This is a genomic window from Advenella sp. S44 (assembly GCF_002810445.1).
Taxonomy (GTDB): domain Bacteria; phylum Pseudomonadota; class Gammaproteobacteria; order Burkholderiales; family Burkholderiaceae_B; genus Advenella.
Genome location: NZ_NEXS01000001.1, coordinates 300,774 through 317,998 on the forward strand (window position 1 = coordinate 300,774; position 17,225 = coordinate 317,998).

The 17,225-nt window shown below is 51.7% G+C and carries 14 protein-coding genes and 3 tRNA genes; 4 read left to right on the forward strand and 13 right to left on the reverse strand.

The genetic code is table 11. The annotated features are described in order from the left end of the window. Nucleotides 1–60 precede the first annotated feature (60 nt). The 8 genes from tuf to mnmG form a co-directional block, all read right to left on the reverse strand. Nucleotides 61–1,251, reverse strand: a complete 1,191-nt coding sequence (tuf, locus tag CAP48_RS01405) for an elongation factor Tu (protein WP_100694177.1) — start codon at nucleotides 1,249–1,251, stop codon at nucleotides 61–63. A 46-nt stretch (nucleotides 1,252–1,297) separates the two neighbouring features. Beyond that, nucleotides 1,298–1,372, reverse strand: a tRNA-Thr gene (locus CAP48_RS01410). A gap of 79 nt (nucleotides 1,373–1,451) precedes the next feature. Continuing rightward, nucleotides 1,452–1,525, reverse strand: a tRNA-Gly gene (locus tag CAP48_RS01415). Nucleotides 1,526–1,705: 180 nt separating this feature from the next. Beyond that, nucleotides 1,706–1,791: transfer RNA gene (locus tag CAP48_RS01420), tRNA-Tyr, on the reverse strand. A gap of 142 nt (nucleotides 1,792–1,933) precedes the next feature. Then, entirely contained in the window at nucleotides 1,934–2,941 is a 1,008-nt protein-coding gene (locus tag CAP48_RS01425) for a ParB/RepB/Spo0J family partition protein (protein WP_100694229.1), read from the reverse strand. A gap of 11 nt (nucleotides 2,942–2,952) precedes the next feature. Then, nucleotides 2,953–3,750 (reverse strand): ParA family protein, encoded by a 798-nt coding sequence (locus CAP48_RS01430; RefSeq protein ID WP_100694230.1) that lies wholly within the window; start codon nucleotides 3,748–3,750, stop codon nucleotides 2,953–2,955. Then, the gene (gene rsmG / locus CAP48_RS01435) at nucleotides 3,740–4,420 is read right to left on the reverse strand and encodes a 16S rRNA (guanine(527)-N(7))-methyltransferase RsmG (RefSeq protein WP_100694231.1); all 681 of its coding nucleotides are present in this window, start codon (nucleotides 4,418–4,420) and stop codon (nucleotides 3,740–3,742) included. Before rsmG ends, CAP48_RS01430 begins: the two co-directional genes overlap by 11 nt. Nucleotides 4,421–4,430: 10 nt before the next feature. Then, a complete protein-coding gene (gene mnmG / locus CAP48_RS01440) occupies nucleotides 4,431–6,371 on the reverse strand; it encodes a tRNA uridine-5-carboxymethylaminomethyl(34) synthesis enzyme MnmG (RefSeq protein ID WP_100694232.1) in 1,941 nt (646 codons plus the stop codon). A 265-nt stretch (nucleotides 6,372–6,636) separates the two neighbouring features. On the opposite strand from mnmG, the gene CAP48_RS01445 reads away from it, so the two are divergent. Continuing rightward, the gene (locus tag CAP48_RS01445; RefSeq protein ID WP_255411689.1) at nucleotides 6,637–7,812 is read left to right on the forward strand and encodes a methionine aminotransferase; all 1,176 of its coding nucleotides are present in this window, start codon (nucleotides 6,637–6,639) and stop codon (nucleotides 7,810–7,812) included. 587 nt (nucleotides 7,813–8,399) lie between these two features. Here CAP48_RS01445 and CAP48_RS01450 read toward each other — a convergent pair. Then, complete coding sequence (locus CAP48_RS01450; protein WP_100694233.1) at nucleotides 8,400–10,013, reverse strand: ABC-F family ATP-binding cassette domain-containing protein; 1,614 nt, start codon at nucleotides 10,011–10,013, stop codon at nucleotides 8,400–8,402. 257 nt (nucleotides 10,014–10,270) lie between these two features. On the opposite strand from CAP48_RS01450, the gene CAP48_RS20175 reads away from it, so the two are divergent. Together CAP48_RS20175 and CAP48_RS01455 are read left to right on the forward strand one after the other, a co-directional pair. Then, the gene (locus CAP48_RS20175; RefSeq protein ID WP_161495174.1) at nucleotides 10,271–10,435 is read left to right on the forward strand and encodes a hypothetical protein; all 165 of its coding nucleotides are present in this window, start codon (nucleotides 10,271–10,273) and stop codon (nucleotides 10,433–10,435) included. Nucleotides 10,436–10,641: 206 nt separating this feature from the next. After that, complete coding sequence (locus CAP48_RS01455; RefSeq protein WP_100694234.1) at nucleotides 10,642–11,061, forward strand: HIT family protein; 420 nt, start codon at nucleotides 10,642–10,644, stop codon at nucleotides 11,059–11,061. 864 nt (nucleotides 11,062–11,925) lie between these two features. Here the strand turns inward: CAP48_RS01455 and CAP48_RS01460 are convergent. The 3 genes from CAP48_RS01460 to CAP48_RS01470 all read right to left on the reverse strand — a co-directional run bounded on the left by CAP48_RS01460 (nucleotide 11,926) and on the right by CAP48_RS01470 (nucleotide 15,608). Then, the gene (locus CAP48_RS01460) at nucleotides 11,926–13,437 is read right to left on the reverse strand and encodes an MFS transporter (RefSeq protein ID WP_100694235.1); all 1,512 of its coding nucleotides are present in this window, start codon (nucleotides 13,435–13,437) and stop codon (nucleotides 11,926–11,928) included. Further along, on the reverse strand, nucleotides 13,434–14,465 hold the full coding sequence (locus CAP48_RS01465; protein ID WP_369806311.1) for an AbrB family transcriptional regulator: 1,032 nt from the start codon (nucleotides 14,463–14,465) through the stop codon (nucleotides 13,434–13,436). The genes CAP48_RS01460 and CAP48_RS01465 overlap by 4 nt, the downstream gene beginning before the upstream one ends. A 237-nt stretch (nucleotides 14,466–14,702) precedes the next feature. Beyond that, on the reverse strand, nucleotides 14,703–15,608 hold the full coding sequence (locus CAP48_RS01470) for a LysR family transcriptional regulator (protein WP_100694237.1): 906 nt from the start codon (nucleotides 15,606–15,608) through the stop codon (nucleotides 14,703–14,705). A 188-nt stretch (nucleotides 15,609–15,796) separates the two neighbouring features. On the opposite strand from CAP48_RS01470, the gene CAP48_RS01475 reads away from it, so the two are divergent. Then, nucleotides 15,797–16,222, forward strand: a complete 426-nt coding sequence (locus tag CAP48_RS01475; RefSeq protein ID WP_100694238.1) for a VOC family protein — start codon at nucleotides 15,797–15,799, stop codon at nucleotides 16,220–16,222. A gap of 337 nt (nucleotides 16,223–16,559) precedes the next feature. On the opposite strand, the gene CAP48_RS01480 is transcribed toward CAP48_RS01475, so the two are convergent. Continuing rightward, entirely contained in the window at nucleotides 16,560–17,183 is a 624-nt protein-coding gene (locus CAP48_RS01480; protein WP_100694239.1) for a GntR family transcriptional regulator, read from the reverse strand. Nucleotides 17,184–17,225 lie beyond the last annotated feature (42 nt).

Below are 17,225 nucleotides of genomic sequence, written 5' to 3' on the forward strand. Positions count from 1 at the left end.
TGCATATATAACTATACACTACCCAAGCACCGCGTTGTACTGCAATGGCAACTACTGCTATTACTTCGTGATTTTGGCAACCACGCCGGCGCCAACGGTACGGCCGCCTTCGCGAATCGCGAAACGCAGACCTTCTTCCATGGCGATCGGGGCAATCAGCTCAACGTCCATTGATACGTTATCGCCAGGCAGAACCATTTCTTTGTCCTCTGGCAGCTTGATCGTGCCAGTTACGTCCGTTGTACGGAAGTAAAACTGCGGACGATAGCCCTGGAAGAAGGGGGTGTGACGACCGCCTTCCTCTTTGGACAGAATATACACCTCGGCGGCAAAGCCGGTGTGCGGCTTGATCGAACCGGGCTTGGCCAGAACCTGACCACGCTCAACGTCTTCACGCTTCGTACCACGCAGCAAAATACCCACGTTATCGCCCGCCTGACCTTCGTCCAGCAGCTTGCGGAACATTTCCACGCCCGTGCAAGTGGTTTTGACGGTGTCCTTGATACCGACGATTTCAATCTCTTCGCCAACCTTAACAATACCGCGCTCAATACGGCCTGTGACCACCGTACCACGACCAGAGATCGAGAATACGTCTTCTACGGGCATCAGGAATGTACCGTCTACGGCACGCTCTGGCGTCGGGATGTAGCTATCGAGTGCTTCGGCCAGCTGCAGGATGGCTTGCTTGCCCAGTGGGCCTTCGTCGCCTTCCAGTGCCAGTTTGGCTGAACCCTTGATGACCGGTGTGTCGTCGCCGGGGAAGTCGTATTTGGACAGCAGCTCGCGCACTTCCATTTCGACCAGCTCCAGCAGCTCCTCATCGTCAACCATGTCCGCTTTGTTCAGGAACACAACAATGTACGGCACGCCAACCTGACGTGACAGCAGGATGTGCTCACGCGTCTGGGGCATTGGGCCGTCAGCGGCCGAACATACCAGGATCGCGCCGTCCATCTGCGCAGCACCCGTGATCATGTTTTTAACATAGTCGGCGTGGCCCGGGCAGTCTACGTGGGCGTAGTGGCGGGTGTCGGTCTCGTACTCAACGTGAGACGTGTTGATCGTGATACCACGCGCTTTTTCTTCAGGCGCCGCGTCAATCTGGTCGTAGCCTTTGGCTTCGCCGCCAAAGTGCTTGGACAATACCGTTGTAATCGCCGCTGTCAGCGTTGTTTTGCCATGGTCAACGTGACCAATCGTACCTACGTTTACGTGTGGTTTGGTACGTTCAAACTTACCTTTTGCCATTACCGACTCCTGAAGATTGGGGCTGGATAAATAATTAAAACGCTCGTGGTGCCCATGGCGGGAATCGGACCCGCGACCTCTCCCTTACCAAGGGAGTGCTCTACCACTGAGCCACATGGGCAAATTCTTTCTAACAACTTGTCCCGGCCATATAAAAATTAACGTACATATGGCCTGGACAATAGGAAACCGGTGCGGGATGGAGCGGGTGAAGGGAATCGAACCCTCATCATCAGCTTGGAAGGCTGTTGCACTACCATTGTGCTACACCCGCAGGATCCTGAAACGTTCCTGCATTCGCAATTTGTTATTGTTGAGGCGGTACTATTCGTATACCAGTATCGCCACTGTCTCTGCAAGAGGATGACGAGTTGCTGCAGACGTAAAATCTGGGCAAATCACTCACTCCGGCAGCCAATGACTAACAAAAGCCTTCACAAAGAACAAATTCGGCTGGTGGTGGAGGTTGGATTCGAACCAACGTAGGCGTAAGCCAACAGATTTACAGTCTGCCCCCTTTAGCCACTCGGGCACTCCACCAAGAGAACTACGGATTATGTAGTACTTGCGATACGCTGTCAAGTACTAATTATGACACTGCTAGTAAATATCCTGATTTGTGACAACTTTTTCCTCTACAGTCGAAAAATCGTCGCAATTGAACCACGGCGCAGCCCATATGTCAGCTTTCCAGAATATTGCCCAACCCCTGCTTTTCCAGCAACGCATTCAGGTGCTCCCAGCCGTGAAAATCAATCATCAGCTGACCTTTGTCCTTGCTGCCCATTTTAAGGCTGACACGGGTGCCCAAATGGTCTGACAGGGCCTCCTCCAGGCGCTCCACATCCCGGTTTGCGGCCCTGGGCTTGGGTTGACTCTTGCTCTGCCCTGCGCTATTGACCAGCTTCTCGGTCTCACGCACCGACAACTTGCGCGCCACGACCTGATTGGCCAGAATGATCTGTGTCGCCGAATCCACGGCCAGCAGGGCGCGCGCATGGCCCATATCCAGCTGCCCCTGTAGCAGAAAATTCTGGACCGGCTGAGCCAGATTCAACAGGCGCAGCAGGTTGCTGGTCAATGAGCGCGAGCGACCAATGGCTTGGGCGGCCTGCTCATGCGTAAACTGGAATTCGTCAATCAACCGTTTTACCCCTTGCGCCTCTTCAAGGGGATTGAGGTCTTCGCGCTGAATATTCTCGATCAAGGCCATCACAGCGGCGTTCTCGTCAGCCACTTCGCGCACGAGCACCGGCACTTCTGCAAGACCTGCCAGCTTGGCCGCACGGAATCGACGTTCCCCGGCAATAATTTCGTATTTCTCTGTCTGGTCGCCAGCAATCGGCCGGATCAGGATCGGCTGCATAATGCCCTGACTGCGTACCGATTCGGCCAGTTCATTCAATGCGGCCTCGTCCATCTGTGTCCGCGGCTGGTATTTACCGGCGCGGATCTGGCTCAACGGCACGCTCGAAGGCAACTGCTCGGCTGTTTTCTCGTCTCGGGACAAATCCTCGATGACATTGATGTCATTGCCTAAAAGCGCAGACAATCCGCGCCCCAGGCCCTTGGCCTTCTTGACCGCTGCAGGCGCGACGCGCGCCGCGGTTTTTGTCGCGGATTTTGCGGGCGTTTTGGTACTGCTTTTTGCTGCGGTTTTACCGGCAGTTTTCGATGACGCTGTTGCCATGATTTCCTCTGTTATTCCTTATCCATTGCTTTGACGCGCTTGATGACTTCAGCCCCGAATTCCCGATAGGCTTTGGCGCCGCGCGACGACTTATCGTACAGCACGCCAGGGATGCCATGACTGGGTGCCTCGGCCAGCCGCACATTGCGGGGTACGACCGCTTTGAACACGTTGTCGCCGAAATGCTCCATCAGTTGCTCCGATACCTGCTGCTGCAACGTGATCCGGGAATCGTACATCACGCGCAGCAACCAGATCATCTTCAGATCTGGATTGATGTTCTTGTGGACCCGTTTGATCGTGTTTACCAGATCAGAGAGTCCTTCCAGTGCGAAGTACTCGCACTGCATGGGAATGATTACGCCGTTTGAACATGCCAGCCCGTTAAGGGTCAGCAGCGACAGTGTTGGCGGGCAATCGATCAGCACGAAATCGTAATCGCCGGCTACCTGGGCAATAGCGTTTTTCAACCGATGCTCGCGATTTTCCAGTTCGAACAGATCAAAGTCTGCACCTGACAGCTCGCGGTTGCCTGGCAATACGTCATACCCACCCGTTTCCGAACGGACCCGTACATCCTCAATTCCGGCTTCGCCGATTAGTACCTGATAAATGTTTAAACTTAAACTATTTTTATCAATGCCGCTGCCCATGGTCGCATTGCCTTGCGGATCCAGATCCACCAGCAACACCCGTTTTTTGTGTAACGCCAGACTGGCCGCCAGATTAATTGCCGTCGTCGTCTTCCCTACCCCACCCTTCTGGTTTGCGAGACAGAATACGCGAGGGGATTTTATTTCATTTGTCATATTTTCCTACTTGCTGCAACCATACAAGACAACGCTCAGCGTCCAGCTCCGGCACATTCAGTTTCTGAACCTGCGCAACTGTCCACGCGCCCTTTTCTTTCAGTTGTGATACTTCTTCTGATGCCAGGCGCCCTTTCATTGCGACCAGATACCCTTCACTCCCCACATGCCTGCCAGACCAGTCGCTAAAGTCAACCAGTGAGGCAAACGCGCGCGAAATAACCAGGTCGGCCTGGGCCGGCGGCTTTCGCTCAATACGGATATGCTCGGATACCAGATTCGAAAGATTGAGTACGCCCGCAGCCTGCCGGATAAATGCCGTTTTCTTTTCAACAGCGTCTACACAGCATACCTGCCAGTCAGGCCTCATTATAGCCATGACTGCCCCTGGCAGACCACCACCAGAGCCCACATCCAGCACAGAAATTTTGCGACCCGGGGCAAAGATATCACTCAGGGGACCGATCACTGACAAACTATCAAAAACATGCTGAATCAGCACTTTATCCGGATCTCTCAAGGCGGTCAGGTTATACACTTTATTCCAGCGCAATAACTGATCCTGATAGACGCTCAACTGCTGGACCTGGGCGTCAGTGATATCCAACCCAAGGGTGGCAGCTGCACCAGCAATGCGGTCATGCCGCTGTGCTATCTCATGCTCGTTCATGCCCATCCGCTCATTCTTCAACGACTAACGGCGCAGTCTTCTTCAGCATTTTCGTCGAAAGCTGCAACCGTTTCAGATGGATCAACAGAATGGAAATGGCAGCAGGCGTCACACCCGATATCCTGCGCGCCTGCCCCACAGTCTCGGGGCGTGCGTCCTTCAGTTTTTGACGCACTTCGAATGAGAGACTGGCCACGGTATCGTAGTCCAAATCCGCGGGGATTTTCTGTTCTTCAAGATGGCTCTGGCGCCTGACTTCTTCCTGTTGACGGGCAATATAACCGGCATACTTGACCTGAATTTCAACCTGTTCTTTCACTGTGTCGGACAAGATATCTGCCGGCCGGAGCATCAAACCGTCTTCGGTGGCAGCATTGGTCAAGGTTTCATAAGTTACAGACGGTCGTTTCAACAGCTCAGCGAGCGAATAGTCGCGCTCCAGAACCTTGCCCAGGAGTTTTTCCGAAATATCTGCGTTGAATGTCCTGGGCGAGACGCGAGTACCAGACAGCCTGGAAATTTCCAACTGGACTGCATCACGTTTTTTGCTGAAGAAGTCCCAACGCGCGTCGTCAACCAGACCCAACTGCCGCCCTATTTCCGTCAGCCGGAAATCAGCATTATCTTCGCGCAGGCTAAGTCTGTATTCTGCACGCGAAGTAAACATTCGATACGGTTCCGTCACGCCGCGCGTAATCAGATCATCGACCAACACACCTAAATAAGCCTCATCACGCTTCGGCGTCCAAGGCTCAAGCCCTTTTGACTGTCGGGACGCATTAAGCCCGGCAAGTAAACCTTGGGCCGCCGCCTCTTCATAACCCGTGGTGCCATTAATTTGTCCTGCAAAAAACAGACCAGATATGACTTTTGTTTCAAGACTGCGTTTCAGTCCACGTGGATCAAAGTAGTCATATTCAATGGCATAGCCTGGTCGCAGCACATGCGCGTGCTCCAGGCCCGGTAAGGTGTGGATCAGTTCCAGTTGCACATCAAAAGGCAAGCTGGTAGAAATTCCATTGGGATAAATCTCGTTGGTAAGCAGGCCCTCTGGTTCCAGAAAAATCTGATGAGAATCCTTATCGGCAAAACGGTTTATTTTATCTTCTATAGAAGGACAATACCTGGGCCCTACCCCATCGATAACCCCCGTATACATAGGCGAACGATCAAGACCATTCCTGATAATATCGTGTGTCCGACTATTGGTATGTGTAATCCAGCATGACACCTGACGCGGATGCATTTGCGCCGATCCCATATAAGAAAACACCGGCACAGGGTTTGTATCGCCCGGTTGCTCTTCCAATTTACTGAAATCAATACTGCGAGCATCAATACGGGGTGGCGTACCCGTCTTCAGCCGCCCTTGTGACAATTTCATTTCTTTCAGACGTTGACCAAGACTGATTGCGGGAGGATCGCCCGCCCGCCCGGCAGAGTAATTATTCAAACCCACGTGGATTAAACCGTTCAAAAAGGTGCCCGCTGTTAGAACAACGGTCTTAGAGCGAAACACCACCCCAATCTGGGTTGTAGCACCAACCACCCTATCCCCTTCAAGAACAAGATCATCGACCGCTTGTTGAAACAACCACAAATTCTGCTGATTTTCCAGCCGCGAGCGAATAGCCTGTTTATAAAGAACCCGATCCGCCTGCACGCGTGTCGCTCTTACCGCCGGGCCCTTGGAACTGTTTAACATTCGAAACTGAATACCCGCCTCGTCTGCAGCGATAGCCATCGCGCCGCCCAAAGCGTCAATTTCTTTAACCAAATGTCCCTTCCCTATTCCGCCTATGGACGGATTGCAGGACATCTGCCCCAAGGTTTCAATATTATGGGTCAATAAGAGGGTTTTGGATCCGGAACGCGCAGCAGCAAGCGCCGCTTCAGTACCGGCGTGACCTCCACCAACAATAATGACGTCAAATTCGTCTGGGTAGTTCATTCTGTTCTTTCAATGATAGGAATAGCGAGATGTTCCACGTGGAACATTAAAAGGAAATTCTGTGAAATGCTATTTTAAATGCAATAGCAAATAAAAGGCACAATCTAAATTGTTCCACGTGGAACAATTGTGGATAAGCATGTTAATAACGCTGTGAATATGCAGTGAATATATAGGTATTATTTGTGCATAAGATCATCAACATTCAGGCATAATAAGAATTATAGCCCTGTTGATAAAATTAATACAGTAAGAGACGCAAAAAGTGATTACAAGCATTTCCTCCAAACTTCCTGCCGTTGGTACCACAATTTTTACCGTTATGACCAAAATGGCAGCTGATTTCAAGGCAACGAACCTGGGTCAAGGCTTTCCGGACTTCGATCCTGATCCAAAACTAGTCAACCTGGTGACTCAGGCGATGAAAACCGGGCACAATCAGTACCCCTACATGCCAGGCGATCAACGGTTGCGTAGCAACATCGCCAAAAAGGTGGAAACACTGTACGGCCACCAATATAACGAGGATACCGAGGTGACTGTCACCAGTGGGGCGACCGAAGCGCTAATGGCAGCCATTCTTGCTGTGGTCAATCCCGGAGACGAAGTAATCGTGCTGGAACCGTGTTACGACTCCTACGTTCCGGCCATTCGTCTTGCTGGCGGTGTTCCAGTTTTTGTCCCACTATTAGCACCTGCAGATCAACAAAGCCGTTATTCAGTGGACTGGGACAGGGTAGGGGAGGCGATTACGCCCAAAACCAGGCTAGTGATACTGAACTTTCCCCATAATCCTACTGGTATCACGCTGGCCGACAGCGATCTGGACGCCTTGGAAACTATTATTGCCGATACCAATGTACTTTTGCTTGCCGACGAAGTCTATGAACACATTGTTTTTGACGAAAAACCGTTTCTGAGCCTCTGCTGTCGCCCGACATTGGCGGCGCGAACCTTTCATATTTCTTCATTTGGAAAAACCTACCACACAACCGGCTGGAAAATAGGGTATTGCTGCGCGCCTGCAGGCATGACTGCGGAATTACGCAAAGTACATCAGTTTATGGTGTTCACAGTCAGTTCGCCAATGCAAGTCGCGCTGGGGATCTATACCGAGGACCCATCAACTTACCTCTCGTTGCCTGCTTTTTACCAGGAAAAACACGATTTTCTCTACGAAGGTCTGAAAAATACCCGCTTTAAACCGATACGTAGCCAGGGAACCTTTTTTCTACTGGCCAATTACGCAGAAATTTCCCAGGATGACGAGCTTACTTTCGCCAAGTGGTTGACTCAAGAAAAGAAAGTCACTCTGATTCCAGTCTCTGCATTTTATCGTAATCCGGGTGATGTCGAATCTAACCATAACCTGGTCCGTTTCTGTTTTGCAAAAAAACAGGAGACCCTGGAGCAGGCACTTTCGGTGCTAAAGCACCTCTAGTTATTAATCTATTTGAATATATAAAAGATTAAGAGATAGATACTCTGTGGATATGTTGAAACGGATGAATTTACGTGAATATTCAGATAATTAGGGGCAAATCGGGTTGGTGAATACCTGGCTTTTGACCGGTGTATAAAAATGAACAACTTTAGCCCTTGGGAGTTTCCAGATGCTTATCAAGTTTTGATACAGAAGTTATTCACAATAGCCCGCCCAGTGCTTATCCACAGGCACAAATCGACAAAAAGCATCGTTTTGAATGCGTTTTTGGGGCTTTTTTACGCTCTTGGTTGACAGATTATTTGAATATTCGTTTGGTCATATATTGAATGCGAGATCGGGAATGTTGGGAAATCTATCTGTAGATTTCCCAACATTCCCGGAAACGCGAGGCGCGCAACTTTCATGGTTGCCGAGAGTTAAGCCGGGCAGGGGTCGATTTAGCCGGCTTTATCAAGCATGACGCAGCGAAAACCGTCAGGAGAAGGTCGAAAGAGGGCAGATAGGCACGGGACCGGCAATGATTACAGACCAGACGTAGATCGCTGATGCGTCTTTGATGGGCAGGATTTTAGACATTCGCGTCAAAGTGGCTCCAAGCTCCAGCCGTGCTCAGTAGCAAGTAAGCGATCTGTAAGTCCGAGGTTTTCCAGAAATGAGTCATCATGCGACACCACGATCAACGCGCCTTGATAACTACGCAACATGCTTTCCAATGCCTGTACTGAGGGCAAGTCAAGGTGGTTGTTTGGCTCATCAAGTAACAACAGTTGCGGTGGTGAATCGGCGTAGAGTATGCAAGCGAGAGCTCCCTTTATACGCTCACCGCCGCTCAGCGACCCGCTGGGTGTCACTATCTTCCGCGCGTCAAGCCCGAGTTGAGCCAAGCGCATGCGTAGATCCCCTTCGGTAGCGGTGCGATTGGCTAATTGTAACTGTTCTAGTATCGTCTTCTCCGGATCCAGATTTTCTAATCGCTGATCGAGATATGCGTTCTCGGGCGTCACCTTGGATACCCCGGCCAAAGGCGCAACTTGGCCTGCAAGCACTCGAAGCAACGTGGATTTACCACAACCGTTAGGGCCCACAACACCTATACGCTGTTGTCCACCCACGAACAGGCTTATGGTACGGGTTGCGCCCCCTACGTACGGCAACTCCACGCCATTCAAATCTGCCACTTGACGCTTTACAGACTGCGTGATTGGTATTTCATGCAGGGTTATTTGCGACTCGTCTTCAACTTGCTGCGCGGCTTCACGCACGCGTTGGTTGAGTTGTGCCCGACTGGCGGCCTGTTTCTGGCGCAGCGTACCCCACGATGTTTCGCTGCGCTCTTTCTGACGACCCAGCAGAATCTTAGCTTGATTGGCCTCCTTGCCTTGCCGATTGCCGCGTGCCTGCCGTCGCTCCTGCCGTACACGCTGCTTGCGCATGCCCTGTTCCTGGCGCTGACGTTCAAGCTTGCGCTCACCGAGGTTTTGTAGGGCGTTCTGCCGTTCGTGTGCCTTAGTCTCGGCATAAAATGAGTAATTGCCCCCGTAGCTGTGCAGTCCCTGGGAAGACAATTCCACGATACATTCCATGGACTCCAACAATTGCCTATCATGACTGACCACAATCAGCCCACGTGGCCAGCGTTGTAGTTGTTCGATCTGAGCCTGTCGGTTCGGTCGGTCGAGATGGTTGCTGGGCTCATCAAGAATCAAGAAGTCTGCATCCGAGAGCATGGCACCAATCAGGGAAACTCGCATCACCTCACCGCCGCTCAGAATGCTGGCAGGTGTATCTGCTTCAAGGTGGCTCAAGTTATTGCGCTCAAGTTCATAACGGAGTCGCTGGTGTATGTCCCAGTGATCTCCCACGGTATCGAAATCCGCCGGTGCTGTACTGCCTGACTCAATACGTGCCAGCGCATCTAGCGTGTGATTTACCCCCGCCAAGTCGGCCACTGTAGAACCCTCAGGATGAACCACTTGCTGGGCGAGGTAATGCACGCTGCCGGAACGCTGGCAACGGCCGGTGGTTGGTTGTAACGACCCAGCCAGGATGCGTGCTAGCAAAGTTTTGCCGACACCATTGCGTCCGACCAGTCCCGTTGAGCGCATATCGAACTGCTTGTGAAGGTCGGAGAAAAGAGTTCTGCCGTCTGGCAGAACGTAGGACACGTCTTTTAGTACGAGATGGGTATTCGTCATGCTCTATTCCAAAGATGCCAAGAACTCCCCTGTACTGGGGGCTGGTGGAGACTGGCCGTCATAACAACGGCGGCATCAATGGCGCATTGGACAAACACCTCATATTGGAATGGATAGGCCAAATATTGTACAAGCCCTTGTAGAAATGGACAATGCAGTAATTTCAACTAATTGAACTTCCAAACTCATGACCGAAATGCCCGACAACATTCGGCACCTGCGCGAATAGCAGGTGCCGGGCTGAAAAGCCACCGACGATGAAATACACTTTCAGGCGGACGCGCACGATTCCGTTGCTTGAGAGGAATGCGGTGGTGGAGAAGACGGTACGGGACATCTTCAACGCCGGCGCTGAGTGCCTGTTACGGGTGCCGGACTTCGCAGAAAAATTCAACGATGGGATTGATCTGTTAACCATCTGAGGGTGGTATCAGATTGATGGCGTGAGAGTGTCCCATCAACCAATAAATCTGCATACCCCTTATAATTCGGGATAACCCAGCGGTGGCGCTCATGGTAGCGGCGATCTTTATTGTGCTGCATTGCAGCAATATTGAAGCGCCTATAATGGGACCACCTCCGTTTATGGGACCACATCCGTTTTCAATCAGGCGATAGAGGAGCAAACATGGCCTACGATAATCAGAATATTTTCGCAAAGATTCTCCGCGCAGAAGCGCCGTCCTTCAAGATATATGAAGATGACAAGACGTATGCCATGATGGACATCATGCCGCAGACCAAAGGCCATTTGCTTATTCTGACCAAGGAAGAGGCAGAAACGTTGCTCGATTTGTCGGTGGAAGGTGCCCAGGCGTGTATGGCGACTGCAAAAAAAATCGCGCCAGCGCTGCTGGAAGTGACCAAAGCCGATGGATTTATCCTGTCACAGTTCAATAACGAGATTGCCGGACAAACCGTTCATCATGTGCATTTTCATCTGGTTCCCCGGTATATTGGCCAAAAAGTAGAGCGCCATGGTCGGGTAAAGGGGGATATGGACGAGATTGCTGAGCTTGGCCGGCAAATTGCTGCGGCAATTCAATAATCTATTTCACCCCGACATGCAATTGAACTGTCGGCGCTATACGTTCGGCGCAATAAGGTCGACAAGGCCCATAAAAAGCGTTTCCCAACACAGCAACTGCCCAATAGAATCGCCGTCCGAGGGCAGTCCGGCATAACAGCCGCCCAACAAAACCCATCGGGTGTGTTTCTTATCAAACAAACCTGCAACATCTGACGACTGCGCTAACCGAAACTACCCCGTTACTGACAGCGCCGACAGAATCCAGACAGGATCATGTTGGCACTGGCTGATCTTGGGCGACCTGGCGGGCGAGTCGGTTTGGGTCCTTTATTTTTGTAGCTGGTCTTCAGAAGAAGATCAGGGGGATTGAGATGTTTCGGCGACAGAGAAAAATTTAATAATATTTCAATTGAAATATTATTAAATTGGTTCAAGGTTGTGAAGGGCAGTGAAGGGCGGTTATGTTGTATGTGCTGTCATGTGATGTTATCGACTGGCATACGAATTTCGCTTATCGCCCGTGATGACGGCTTGGAACGTTTCCGTGGCGCACTGAACCGGCCGGCGACCACGGTGGCCTGGAGGATCAGACGGCAAAGCGCATTTACGGCTTCAGCTATTTGCTGAGCGTACACACCCAATTTCGGCAAATGGCTGGCCTATTTCACGTGCCGGTGCTATCTCAGCCAACGTCAGCTATCACAGTTATCACGGTTTTCTTCAAACTATTTACACCTCAGTCTATAATCTTATCTGTCGTGAAATTGCGTCAGATAAAGTAATGCGCATCGGGAGATCAATAGTATTTGCAGGCATCCCATGCCGGTTTGTCGGCTGCACGACATGGTCGGTTCAAGGGCATAGTTGGAAGGGCACACGCCTTTATGTCCTTGCATTATCCGTCGGCGTTGGCGTCGCTTGTGACTTGCGGTCGGATCGGCTGCCCGATTTGCGACGACGTTTGAATCTGATCCGGTTTTTTCGTTCCTTGTGTACGGTAATTCCTTCGCCAGCTTTGGGATCAAGTTTATAAAACCAGTAAGCGGCGACGATGGACAAGAGTCCGATTACCCAGAACCCGGTATGAATATCCCCAATTGAAACGTGGCTGGCGCCTCTCAGTTGCATGCTCAGATCCAGCGTGACTGTGGCAATACCCATGCCCAGGCTGATGCCGATCTGTTGCGCGGTGGCAGAAAAAGAGCTTGCCTGACTCATTTGTTCCGGCTCGATATCCGCGAATGCCAGGCTATTTACACCGGTGAACTGCAATGAGCGGAAAAAGCCCCCCATCAGCAGTACGGTGCCCATAAGCAGTATCGGCGTACTCTGGATGAAAAATGCATTTGTGATTGTCATTAGGCCGGTAAGTGTGCCATTTACCAGAAGTACCGTGCGAAAGCCCCACCGGCCGAATACCGCAGTTGCAATGAATTTCATCATCAGCGATCCGATGGCCATCGAAAAGGTGATCATGCCGCTGGCTAGCGGCGAGTAGCCAAACCCAACCTGAAACAGCAGGGTAAGTAGAAACGGCATTGCCCCAACCGACAGCCGCGTCATATTGCCGCCAATGACAGCAGCTGAAAAGGTGGGAATTTTAAGCAGCGACAGATCGATAATGGGTTCTGGGTGACGCCTGGCATGGCGCTTGTACAGCAATGTGCATACCAGTCCGGTGGTCAAAAGCAGCAGCGGATACCGATACCCATGGGTATGGTTGCCGATGGCTTCAATACCAATAACAAACGTCGCCATGCCCACGCCAATGAGCAGAAAACCGAGCCAGTCAAGCCGAGGTTTTCTCTCGCTGCGATACTCAAGTACATATCGGAGCACCAATGCAATGCCGATAATAGCGATTGGGATATTGATGAGAAATATCCAGTGCCACGAGGCATAGGTCACCAGAAACCCGCCCAGGGGCGGGCCCAAAATCGGGCCGAGCAGGGCGGGAATGGAAAGAAATGATGTGGCTTTCAGAATCTGGTTACGCGGTATTGTTCGCAACATGATAATACGGCCTACCGGAACCATCATTGCACCTGCAATACCCTGGATGAATCGGGACACCGTCAGGGAAGTCAGATCCCACGATAACGCGCAGGTGAGCGACGTTAAAGCAAACAGGGCAATGGCAAAGAGAAACAGGCGTTTGGCCCCGAAGCGATCGGCGGCCCAGCCGCAGATCGGGACAAACACCGCCACTGCCAGCAAATACGAGGTGATAGCCACGTTCATGCGAACCGGGGTAGATTGCAAAGAAACTGCCATCATCGGAAGGGCGGTTGCCACCACAGTGGCGTCGAGCATTTGCATGAACAATGCGCACCCGACGATAAATGGTATTAATTTGACGGCAATATCTTGCTGGACGGGATCGCGACTTTTCATGTCAGTTGATATCTTTTTGAGAGTAGTCGGTATAGCGGTCCGGTAACGAGCAACACAAATACCATTCGTGATACATGGAAGGCGGTAACAACAGGGGGACTCAATTGCAGCACTTTTGCCGTAATGGTCATTTCCGCGATGCCGCCGGGACTGTTTGCCAGATACAGAGTTGCCAGCGGGATATCGGAAATCAGCGACAGCAGGCCGCAAAAAATCAGGGCCAGACACAGGGATCCGATGCAGACTAGCGCCACCACGCCCAGATATTTTGGTGCACGCCTGAAAAAATCCGGTCCAAATTTGTCACCAAGCGACCAGCCAATAAACATTTGCCCGGCGTGCTGTACTTCCGGAGGAATGATAGATAGCGCTATATGGTTGCTCGTCAGCACCGTCATAATAAATAGCGGGCCAAGCACCCAGGGGTTTGGAATACGCAGTTTGCCGAAAACAAAGCCAAATGCGCAGGTAAGGGCAATCATCTGAAAAAAGCCGCTGTAGGAGAACGCGATAGCAGCCGTTGTGTTTACGGTCAGGCCATGCAATCCAAGAAACTTATAGACAAAGGGAACCGTTACTACGACAAGCAAAACACGCAGGCTATGGGCAGAGGCCACCCGATCTATCCGGGCATTATTGCGTTCGGCAAGATTGGCCATTTCGCTCGCGCCACCGATAGCCGAGGCGAACCAGGCAGTTTTGAAGTCCACATCTGCCCAGCGGCGCAGGACAAAAGCCCCTGCGCCGCCCAGAAACAAGGCGAACAGCATGCCCAGCACAATAGCAAATGTGTTATCCAGGACAATATGCAGTACTTCTTCGGTGAAATAGAGTCCCAGGGATGTACCAATCACCCATTGGCCCATGCTTCGGAATGCCACATGCGATTGCGTGCGGGCCCCGCGCAACTTGCTTATAGCGGTGATAAGCAGCGGCCCGATCATCCAAGGTAAGGGTAGATGCAGCCAGTTTGCCATTAGAGCACCAGCAAGTGCGAACAGAAATCCGGCTAAATAACGCTGCATCATATTCCAAGACAATTGACATAATTTAAGCGTTCATTGTACGTTTTCAAATGAAAAAATGCGAAGGAAAACTGTTTATATTTGAAAGTCTTATATAAGACTTGTGTCATAACGTCGTTTACATGCCATGAAGCGGGCCCTTCGAAACCCAATACAACTGCGGGGGTCGTGTCGCACTGCAAGTGCGGCTCGCATCGCATCTGTGACGGCCGCAAGCGCCGCGGTGGCCGATCACATCGATCATCGTCCTGCCGGCGAGGCGGCATCGTTGATGTGCTGATGTTGTGAGCACTGAACGATAAATTGAATAAGCTGGCGCACCGGTTGGGCCAGGGCTTGTTCCTGCCTGTGAAGCAATCCTGTCTCACGATAGAATGTATGAGCGCCTAAATCAATGGCGCGAACTTTCGCAGGCCAGCGCGCGAAAGCGGCGGTTTGCGGAAAGAGCGCGACTCCTGCACCATTAGCCACAAGCTTGACAATTGTTTCAAGTTCATCACATTCGCAAATTTCCTGCAGGCTCACATGCATCTTGCGCAGGAAACGATCAACCAGCCGCCCACCGAACGAGGCGCGGTCGTAGCGGATGAACGGCTGCTCAGACAGCAAGGGGGCCCAGTCGCTTCCGGTGATATGAGAAGGAACGATAAGCCTGAAGGGTTCGCGTGCCAGCGTTTGCCATTGCAGTTCACTTTGCAATTGAAAAGGCGGGCGAACAATGGCTGCCATGTCTACATCACCCGCGTCCACCAGATTCACCATGTCCATGGATACACCAGGAATGATGCGGGTATGGCAGCCCGGGCAGGCTTTGTGAAAGTCGGCCAGCGCATAAGGCAATACCGTCCGTTGTAGCGTTGCAATGGCGCCGACGTTGATATGCATGGCTTTAGCGTTGGCGACAGGCGCAGCACCCAGATTGCTGTAAAGTTGAATTAGTTCTTGTGCCTGCAAAAGTAACTGTTGTCCCTTTGCATTGATTTTCGCCGAACGTCCCTGCCGGTCAAACAGTAAAAATCCCAATTCAGCCTCCAGACGCTGCATCTGGGCACTGACTGCCGCCTGGGTAAGGCCGATTTTCTGCGCGGCGGCGGCAAACGTACCCTCGCGCGATACCGCGACAAACGTTTTGAGTTCCCGGATCATCGTATTCCCAATACATCAATAATATTTGTATATATTACAAATATATATTGATTTTAGTTTTTCAACACTGAGCCTACAATAAAAATTCGGTCCCGGCTCTCGCACGCTGGATCATCCAAAGTGCGATGGCATTGCAATAAACGTTACCAATACCGACGCAGCCAACCTTACATTTTTCAGGAAAACCAATGAGCTTGTCACCTTTTCATTTAGCTATCCCCGTCTATGACCTGGCGGCTGCCCGCCATTTTTATGGCGAGGTGTTCGGCCTGTCCGAAGGACGTTCAAGCGAGCAATGGGTCGATTTCGATTTTTACGGACACCAACTGGTCATTCACGAACATCCGCAAACGGCGAGCCAGCAACAAGCGCACACCAATGCCGTAGACGGCCACAACGTGCCGGTGCCGCACTTTGGCATCGTGCTTGAATGGGGTCAGTGGGAAGCGCTATCGGAACGCCTCAAAGCGCTTAATACCAAGTTTGTAATAGAACCTGGCATCCGCTTTAAAGGTCAAGTGGGTGAACAGGCCACCATGTTTCTGTTTGATCCCTGTGGAAACGCGTTGGAATTCAAGGCGTTCCGAGACATGAACCAGTTGTTTGCGAAGTAAAAAGAATCGAGTCCCGCGATAGGTCTGGCCGCGGCCGCAAGCAAGAGCGCTGATATTTCATGAATCAGCCGCTCTTGTATTGACGCAAGTCCCGGCCTTGCAGGGCCGTTCAGCGAAGGCTGAGAGCGCCGCGCCATCCAGCGTGAGCCACGTCCGGCGGGAAAGGGCGTGCTTGCCAATGGACGTGTTCAAACAAGCGTAAGATGACCCGCTACCGGAGTGACTGGTCTACACCGCGATTATTAACCACTGCGACCATCAACCGCTGCACCACGCACTATTTGGTGCCTGGAAGAAACCCGCATCCGTGCATATCCGGCCGCTTTCTGACGCGATCTTAGGTGTTGAGGCGGCTGATGTGCCGTTCTATCAGTTTGACGGACAGCTCGGCATCGCGCGCTTCAAGTGCCGCGACAATATCCATATGATCCAGCGCGCTCTGCAGCAGGGCATCGCGTGATTGCCATACGGCCTGAGAAGAGCCGCCAAGGCGTTGTCTTAAATCTTCGATCATCCCTTCAATGACCGGGTTGCCGCTGCAGGAAAAGAGCAAAATATGAAACCGGTTGTTGATTTCATTTTGTTCACTGCGCGTGCCGTGATCGGCGGCATGACGAAATTCTTCGGCCAGCATTTTGAGCTGATGTAATGTGTCCTGATCAATGTTCTTGACGACGTTGCGAATGCTTTCTTTTTCTAAAAAAACACGGGCTTCGCGGACATGGCGGATAGTTTCGGCATCGGGCGCATAGACGCGATAGCCGCGGTTGGGCGCATGTTCAAGAACCTGACGCAGCACGAGTTCGGACAAGGCGCGACGTGCGTCGAAACGCGAGGCTTTGAAGCGCTCTTCGATATCGCTCAGGCGTATCCACTCACCGGGCCGAAAGCCGCCATTACGTATTTCCAGTGCAATTTCGTCACCCAGCATACGGGGCACTTTACCTCGTACTTTTGCCATATGGCTGTTTTCCTTCTGCGCTAACAAGAGCCGCAATCTGTT